The sequence below is a fragment of the Bacteroides sp. ET489 genome, from assembly GCF_030518095.1.
GTDB classification, from domain to species: Bacteria; Bacteroidota; Bacteroidia; order Bacteroidales; family Bacteroidaceae; genus Bacteroides; species Bacteroides ndongoniae.
In genome coordinates this window covers 1-7,689 of the sequence record NZ_JAULLJ010000064.1, presented here as the reverse complement: position 1 = coordinate 7,689, position 7,689 = coordinate 1, and the positions used below count along the sequence as shown (strand labels likewise).

9 protein-coding genes and 3 pseudogenes are annotated in these 7,689 nt (G+C 45.1%); all 12 read left to right on the top strand.

The annotated features are described in order from the left end of the window. Window positions 1-256, top strand: a pseudogene (locus Q3C19_RS17415) (hypothetical protein); the annotation flags it as partial. Further along, complete coding sequence (locus Q3C19_RS17410) at window positions 253-522, top strand: hypothetical protein (RefSeq protein ID WP_005776877.1); 270 nt, start codon at window positions 253-255, stop codon at window positions 520-522. The pseudogene Q3C19_RS17415 and the gene Q3C19_RS17410, both read left to right, overlap by 4 nt. Next, a pseudogene (locus Q3C19_RS17405) lies at window positions 519-1,331 on the top strand (DUF4121 family protein). Before Q3C19_RS17410 ends, Q3C19_RS17405 begins: the two are co-directional and overlap by 4 nt. A gap of 21 nt (window positions 1,332-1,352) precedes the next feature. Further along, window positions 1,353-2,062: pseudogene (locus tag Q3C19_RS17400) on the top strand (N-6 DNA methylase). A 26-nt stretch (window positions 2,063-2,088) separates the two neighbouring features. Next, window positions 2,089-2,979 (top strand): DUF932 domain-containing protein, encoded by an 891-nt coding sequence (locus Q3C19_RS17395; protein WP_302731039.1) that lies wholly within the window; start codon window positions 2,089-2,091, stop codon window positions 2,977-2,979. Between the two features lie 81 nt (window positions 2,980-3,060). After that, window positions 3,061-3,327: a hypothetical protein gene (locus tag Q3C19_RS17390; protein ID WP_270713058.1), complete on the top strand. Its 267-nt coding sequence runs from the start codon at window positions 3,061-3,063 to the stop codon at window positions 3,325-3,327. A 43-nt stretch (window positions 3,328-3,370) separates the two neighbouring features. Next, entirely contained in the window at window positions 3,371-3,964 is a 594-nt protein-coding gene (locus Q3C19_RS17385; protein ID WP_302731035.1) for a hypothetical protein, read from the top strand. Continuing rightward, entirely contained in the window at window positions 3,961-5,895 is a 1,935-nt protein-coding gene (locus tag Q3C19_RS17380) for a hypothetical protein (RefSeq protein ID WP_302731033.1), read from the top strand. Before Q3C19_RS17385 ends, Q3C19_RS17380 begins: the two co-directional genes overlap by 4 nt. 2 nt (window positions 5,896-5,897) lie before the next feature. Further along, entirely contained in the window at window positions 5,898-6,656 is a 759-nt protein-coding gene (locus Q3C19_RS17375) for a hypothetical protein (RefSeq protein WP_294598752.1), read from the top strand. 56 nt (window positions 6,657-6,712) lie between these two features. Then, window positions 6,713-7,048, top strand: a complete 336-nt coding sequence (locus Q3C19_RS17370; RefSeq protein WP_007560861.1) for a type II toxin-antitoxin system RelE/ParE family toxin — start codon at window positions 6,713-6,715, stop codon at window positions 7,046-7,048. After that, window positions 7,032-7,337 carry a helix-turn-helix domain-containing protein gene (locus Q3C19_RS17365; RefSeq protein WP_294598758.1) on the top strand — a complete coding sequence of 102 codons (306 nt, stop codon included), beginning with the start codon at window positions 7,032-7,034 and terminating at the stop codon, window positions 7,335-7,337. The genes Q3C19_RS17370 and Q3C19_RS17365 overlap by 17 nt, the downstream gene beginning before the upstream one ends. Then, complete coding sequence (locus tag Q3C19_RS17360) at window positions 7,337-7,684, top strand: hypothetical protein (protein ID WP_302731025.1); 348 nt, start codon at window positions 7,337-7,339, stop codon at window positions 7,682-7,684. The genes Q3C19_RS17365 and Q3C19_RS17360 overlap by 1 nt, the downstream gene beginning before the upstream one ends. Window positions 7,685-7,689: the final 5 nt, after the last annotated feature.

Sequence of the window (7,689 nt, the reverse complement as noted above, 5' to 3'; positions counted from 1 at the left end):
GTGCATCCACCGGAATATACTGGATGCCTTCAGCAACCGCCGGGCAGGGAAAGAGGACATACTTTCCATGATGGCATCACGGATAAATGTGGCGACGACATCACATCTGCACGGTATCGGATATGATTCGCCTGCATACAGGTTTGTGCATGAGGCATACGACAGACTGGTAAACAACGGAAAGCTGAAGGAGAATGTCCGGGAAATCGATTGCTGCAACATCATAATGGCCACTTCAAATACCAACGCAATATGAGACTGAATTACAATGACATGCTGCTTCTGGCAATATGGGAATACAACAGGAGACAGGACGAGGATCTGACCCTGGAACTGTTTCAGGAAACATTCGGACAGGTTCCCGGCGCACATTTCCATGACAAATGGGTGCATTATTACAACAGGAACCTGCTGATGATGGCCGCCTATTTCAGGGGTGAGGAAGAAAACGGCCAGAAATTCTGTGATATGATCACCCGACAGGTTGAACGCTATACACAAAACAGGAGGAGAACAGGATGAATACAAAGATACGATATGACCTTGACAGTCTTGAACTGGCAAACGGTGACTTCGGGTATCCCATTACAGAAAAGGAAGTACGGAAAGTGAACCGTATGCTGGAACTGATGGAGAATGTCCGAAGCAGGCAGATGTGCCCGACAGAAGGAGACTGCGTGGAATTTGTCTCACGTTCTGGTGACTATTTCGGAAAAGCTCATATAGAACGGATAACAGGAAAATATGCGGATATATGCCTGATACCGGAAACGGTATTCTGTTTTGATGACATGGGAAAAGCCGCCTATGATACCACCGGAAGTCCCTGGATGCAGGTCAATATCCGGAACATGAAACCCGCAGGTTCTGAAATCCGCATATTCAGGACATGGGGATTCGGGAAGCGCAGCAGTACGGGCAGTCTAAGGTTCGAAGCTCCGGTCAGAAAATGGGAATGCAGAGAACCGAATCCGTTGTATGACGGTTACACCACCCGTAACTGGTTCCGCTATCATATCATGAAACACCGGGACAGGGAAAGGACAGGCGAATACACCTTCCGCAGCGATTCATTTACGCTGTACAGCCGGAGCGAGCTGGACGAGCTGACCGCAATCCTGAAAGGCAGACTCTACAAGGGAATCCTGCCTGACTCTCTTGTACTTTGGGGGTAGCGCATGGATATTAAGGAAATATCACGTGAGCAGTGGAACGGTATGGGACAGCACGGACAAATCCGCATGAAATTCATGGGATACGGTCCGGTCAGAATCCACACGGACAATGAAAACCATACCGTAACAGTATACAGAATCAACGACAGTCTATAACCAATTATAAAATAAAGGAATATGGCACGATATGAAATCTCCAACGAAGTCAGGCCGCTCGACAGGCTCATCACAGGCTTTGCCTCCTCATGCGGCTATGAAATACAGACCGTATTCAACGACCTGCTGCGTTTCATCATCCACGGCTTCTCTCCGGGAGCACCGCCAATAAGCAACTGGAAATACAAGCGTCAGCAAAACGCCTCGTTCATGGAAATGACAGCCGAATGGACACGTATCATGCAGAAACAAATCGGCAGGTCGGGCTGGTTCGACGCTTTCGGTGAACTCCACATGGCTTACTGCTCAAAACCGGGACAGCAGGCAAACGGACAGTTCTTCACGCCGTCACATATCTGTGAACTCATGGTCATGTGCGCAGCAGGTAAAAAAGAGACCGGACAGAGGATGGGAGACCCCACATGCGGCAGCGGAAGGCTCCTGCTGGCATACCATGCGCACAATCCGGGAAACTATCTGGTCGGAGAAGACATCAGCCGGACCTGCTGTATGATGACCGTATGCAACATGCTTGTGTCGGGGAAGTGATCTGTCATGACAGTCTCCAGCCGAAGGCATTTACCGACGGATGGAAAGTCAACCAGGCTCTGCCCTTAACGGGAATACCTTCTATAAGACGCATGAAGGAAGAGGAATACAGGAATCCTCTTCCGGAAAATATCGGACGCTTCAAAGAGGCAGTCCGTATCATCAACCTATTGGACAAATAATTACCAACCTTTTAAAAAATATAATTATGGAAGCTTTAGCAACATTGAACAATCAGAGACAGTTTGATTTCCAGAACAACGGAATCGAAGTAATGGACCTTGAAACACTCCAGCGTACCTACAAGGAGAACGACATCTACGGCAATCCGGTAAGGGGAATCTACCACTATCAGGTCATCCAGCGCATGACGGACATCTGCCGCCGTCACAACCTGAACTACGAGGTGGAGGAAATCTTCGCCGCCCAGAACAAGAACCGTACACAGCCCGGAGTGGTCATCCTGCCGCAGGTGGAACAGACCTATGGAGAGAAGACGGTAGAGGCACATGTACTGCGCAGAATCTTCACCACCATCCGTATTCTGAACGGGTATACAGATGAACTGACAACCACACTCGTGGTAGCCTACCATCAGGACGGTATTCAGGCGGCAATAGGTCCCTGCGTACGTATCTGCCACAACCAGTGTATCCTTTCACCCGAACGAAGCGTTGCCAACTACGGCAAGGACAAGGTGACTACCGAGGAACTGTTCGGGAAGGTGGATGACTGGATGCGAAATTTTGAACGTGACATGGATGCGGACAGAAGCCGAATCCAAAGGCTCAAGGAAAAGGTGTTGACACCCGGTGAATTGTACATGATCATCGGTATGCTGACGGCTCTGCGTGTATCCCATGACAGTGCAGACAAAAGACTGGCATCACAGGTGGATACCTATCCGCTTAACCAGGGACAGATTTCCGTGTTTACGGAAGAACTGCTCAAACTCTTACTTGAACAGCCACGCATTACAGCATGGGATGTATACAATGTAGCGACAGAAATCTACAAGCCTGGAAAGACTGATTTTCCTGCCATGATTCCACAGAACGGAGCAATGGCCGATTTCCTGCTTTCATATAACCAGAATTAGAACCTGAAACCGAATACGACAGGCCCGGTTCCGTCACCAGCGGAATCGGGCTTTGTCGTTTATCAACCATAATAATAAGATATGGCAGCAAGTAACAGAATAAAGGCTGAAATGTATATCCTTTTCAGCTGCAACGCATGGCACGAATACAGTTCATTCGAGCCAAAGGCGGTCTTCTCTTCCATAGAAAAGGCAGCAGATTTCCTGCAGAAGAACAGAAGAAAACTGAAACTGGAGGAAGATGACATCGAATGTTTCAGACAGCACAGTCAGACTCAGGGCAGAAATACCAATTACCTGGTACAGTCCTGTCCCTACAATCCAGTCCGTACAAGAGACTTGGAATGACAAAGAATCCCATTCATAAACAATCATATAAAAATATACGACTATGACAAATGATGAAAACACTTACATCGGAATGTCCCTGCCGGAAGGAATACGGTACATCACCGTTTTTGAAAAAGGGAATTTTGAAAACTGCGGAAGAATACTCAGGACATTCTACCGTACGGAAGACAGGGTGAAAAAACTGCTCGCTTTGGGAAACCAGTTCCATCTGGGAGGCAGCCTCTCATCAAATGGAAACAAGACTAGCTGCTGGCCTTTGAATAATGGGAATCCCATTCACGAAGCAAAGGAGATATCAGGCAAGGAAAAGTTCTTCCTGCTCGGTGACTGGACTTACCTGTATGAAAATGGCAGATGGTTTCTGGGCTATGGAGGAAAAATCTATGAAATCAGCAATCCTGAATTTTCTGTCTTTGTTCCCGACAAGGACCATACATCTTCCCCTTTGGACAACGGGCTTTCCTTTGCCGTAATCGGCGAAACGGGAAAACTGGAATTCACTCCGGAAATTGTCAACGGATGGGATACCTGGAAAAGCCTTCCCAAAAGAGTCAGTGAAAGAGGAAAAACGGTATATGTATTCCGCAAAACACAACTTATAAAAGTCATCAAACCTAAAAAACTGGAATCATGAAAGAAATCAATATGACAACGGCCATATCATGTATGCCGGACAAATTCATTACAATGGAAATGGTTGAACTGGCCGCAACCGAACACCGTCCGGAATTGGTCAACTATCTGCCGGAGAAATATATTACTTCTGAAATACTTGACAGTATATTCAAAACAGATGATTACGGATGGCGTTCCTGGCAGCTTTCGAAGATACCTGAAGAAAAACGTAATCGCCAGATTTGTCTAAGGGCAATAAAGGCCGAAAAGAGTAATTTTCCTGACATACCGGAAAAATACAGGAACAGTGACATACTTGAATCGCTGTTCGCACACAGGAATTTCATGCACTACCTGCATCTGATACCTTCATCCTCATGGAACAACGGACCAGTCCGTGATGCAATATACTCCCTTTACCGTGACGTACAGCAAAACGGAGGTTACCGGTACTGTTCAGAGAGGTATGAACAGCAGTTCTTATATGAAACAAGCGTCATGCTTTCTTTCGTTCCGCGACAAGCCAAGGATTTCAGACTTTGGAAAGAACTGATCCATGACGGACGTATCGCAACCATGACAATCGACAAAATGATGCCTAAATGTTTCAAACAGGCTGCATACTACAAAGAATGGGCCATACGCTGTATCAAGGAAGTGGATACACGCTGGCTTGACTATGACACCGTATGGAAGGCCATTTGTCACAAGACAGGTAACCTGCACGACATTTTCAATTCATACGGGCATTACGAATGGTTTTCAAACCATGCGGATGATTACATGGCTGACAAGGCTATGGAACTTGATCCCAATCTGTTTGACAGACTTCCAAAACAATTTCGGACACCGGAAAGACTGAGCTATACCCTGAGCGTGAAAAAGGAAATCAGCAGTTACAGATTCCATATCGGGCCGGAGCTGATGACGAAAGAGGTCTGTATGGCACTGGCCAGAAGAGATTCGTTCTATCCAGATATTCCATCGGAACGCTGGAACAAGGAACTTGTGGAATATTTCACCGAATACGGCCATAGTCTATACTGGCTCCCTCAACTGCCGAAGAAACTACAGACCAGAAAACTTGCCGAGAAGGTTCTCAAGGAGAAGCCGCAATACTTCCATTATCTGCGGATGGAATTCATCACACCTGAAATGTCCAGGCTTTTATGTCAAAAAGACCAGGATAATATCCGTCATTTCAAGGAGCGTGTCATGGAGTTCCAGAAATATACAGGACTTCCAGCCGAATTCTATGGATGTGAAACGGATTTCGAGCATATCAGGGACCGTAATGACAGCCGCCGATACTGCCGTATAGGATTCACTTACATTGCCCTGCAAAAATGTAAACGCGGATGGCATGAAAGTGAATACTATCTTATCATGACACGCCATCCCAACCGATATATGCCTGCCGAAACAGTGTTCAGAAAACAGATTACCACATTCCACCGGACATGGCTGGAAAAGACAATATGTGACAACGATCCGCAATTCCAGATTCCGAAGATTCAAAAGAATTTGAAGGATGTACAGGCCATGCGGTATTATGAGGTGGAACATATCCGTACCATACTGGGTTGTGAAATATACCGCAACTCTTTCATGGGGCAAACAGTGGAATACTGTATCCGCAAGGACGGGCTGACCTACCATGACAGGAACATGGAAAGGCTCGCCTCCGGCCTGCAATACAAGATCAGTCAGTTGAAGGAGCAGGCTGTACTCCCCAAAGATACTGATGACTCTATGGAAATCAACGCAGAAACGGTACACCGCAATATGGGGTATTGTCTAACCGGAATAGAAGCTTTTGCGGAAGACTACGGACTGGACGTAACCCGGACCTATACTCTGAAAGAACTGAAGGACGTTATCCATGAACAGGGATACAAGCCTTCACTGGAGAAATACAAAAAAGAAGTCCAACATCTAAATCTTATTTGAATATGAATATTTTCCAAAAAAGAATTGAAAACCTGTGCGATGAGATCATCGGCAGGATACTTGCACTGATGCAGGTGAACTCGGTTTCCGAAGTAATACTGACAGACAACGACAATCCGGTCTACGTAATCTGGTTTGACAAGATGGGTGATCCGTGCGAATGCTCCGTACACAAGGTAACTGTCGTCGGAGAAAGAATCACACTTGAAGTTCATGATAAGATAACCGGAGAAAATTATAAGGTCACAAGCCGCCATGAGGCGGCTTTGGCCAATCCGATATGGCTTAACGATATTCTGGAAGCCATAACAAATATCTTCCATATAAAAGAAGATGATGTTATATGCTGCAAATGCGGAAGTACGAACGTAACCTGTGAAGCGATGATAAATCCCAATACAAAGGACTTTGACCACTATACAGACGACTCTTTTCAGTATGGGTGGTGCGACAACTGTAAAATCGGAACAGTCATAAGCGACACATCTGAAGTAAAGAAGGGAATATCGCAGAAATATAAGGAGTTTAAAGAGATTTACAATACCGAACCGCAACAGGCTTTATGTCGTATCATCTGGAAAGATGATATGAAAGAAACGGAAGTTTCCATAGCACTCGAAAACATTCCGGAAGAGCATGACAATACCATCTTCTTCTATTGCGACAGCCTGTCCGATTTCATGGCGTTGGCAGAATACGGAGGAGAAGACTTCATAGTTACGGAATGTTTTAACTTTACCAACTTGGGAAATGAGGAATAATTTATTTTTATCTTTTCAAAGTTGCCTGATATGTAAACTTTTTATATATTTGCAGCATGAAACAGGAACGGACCATATCAGCCTACAAGAATTATTTCATGGACTTTATCTCATCTCTCAGAAAAGAGGAAGCCCGTAAGATATACTACATTCTTGATATGCTGAAAGTACAGGAAAGGGTAAGCAGCAAGTTCGTGAAGTATCTGCGTGAAGAACTTTATGAAATCCGTGCTGAATATGGAGGCAACATCTTCAGGGTATTCTTCATATTTGATGACGGGAACATCGTAATCCTGTTCAACGGATTTCAGAAAAAGACACAGAAGACACCGCCTTCTGAAATAGAAAAAGCATTAAAGATAAAGGAGGAGTATTATGAAAGTAAGAAATGAAAACCTGACCAGCATCGATGCTATCATGGATGCGGAATTCGGCAAGCCGGGAACACCTGAACGTGAGGAGTTCCGTAAGGAGGCATACGCCTACTGCATGGGACAGATTATATGTGATGCCAGAAAGAAGGAAAAGATGACCCAGTCCGAACTGGCTGAAAAAATCGGGACCAACAAGTCCTATATCTCCAGAATAGAAAAAGGTATTGTAGATCCGGGTATCAGTACGTTCTGCCGTATCATTGATGCACTCGGATTGAAGATTGAAATTGTCAAACCGGTATTATAATGGAAAATTATCAGGAAAAAGCCAGAGAAAACTTTTACCGCAACCGTCCATACGGCATTCACATTGATTATGCCCGAAAAGGATTTGTACTGTTCAATCACTATACAAACAGTCTCGGCAAACAGGAAACCGGTTCTATTGAAGGACTTCCCCTTGAAAAGTTCGAGGATGTGGACGCGATACCATTGAACGGGAAAATTATAAAAAATGGTAACCGGACAACAGGCATCTATTTCTATACGGACGATTCAAATCCTTACAAAAACAAGAAGCTGGATATGGATGCTCTGAAACAGTATAACCGGTTCATTTATCCCCTGTCACTTTTTTTAGACAGGATATTATAACAAGA

Coding starts and splice junctions, on each gene's coding strand:
- Q3C19_RS17410 (WP_005776877.1), top strand. CDS start 253: ATGAGACTGAATTACAATGACATGCTGCTTCTGGCAATATGGGAATAC.
- Q3C19_RS17395 (WP_302731039.1), top strand. CDS start 2,089: ATGGAAGCTTTAGCAACATTGAACAATCAGAGACAGTTTGATTTCCAG.
- Q3C19_RS17390 (WP_270713058.1), top strand. CDS start 3,061: ATGGCAGCAAGTAACAGAATAAAGGCTGAAATGTATATCCTTTTCAGC.
- Q3C19_RS17385 (WP_302731035.1), top strand. CDS start 3,371: ATGACAAATGATGAAAACACTTACATCGGAATGTCCCTGCCGGAAGGA.
- Q3C19_RS17380 (WP_302731033.1), top strand. CDS start 3,961: ATGAAAGAAATCAATATGACAACGGCCATATCATGTATGCCGGACAAA.
- Q3C19_RS17375 (WP_294598752.1), top strand. CDS start 5,898: ATGAATATTTTCCAAAAAAGAATTGAAAACCTGTGCGATGAGATCATC.
- Q3C19_RS17370 (WP_007560861.1), top strand. CDS start 6,713: ATGAAACAGGAACGGACCATATCAGCCTACAAGAATTATTTCATGGAC.
- Q3C19_RS17365 (WP_294598758.1), top strand. CDS start 7,032: ATGAAAGTAAGAAATGAAAACCTGACCAGCATCGATGCTATCATGGAT.
- Q3C19_RS17360 (WP_302731025.1), top strand. CDS start 7,337: ATGGAAAATTATCAGGAAAAAGCCAGAGAAAACTTTTACCGCAACCGT.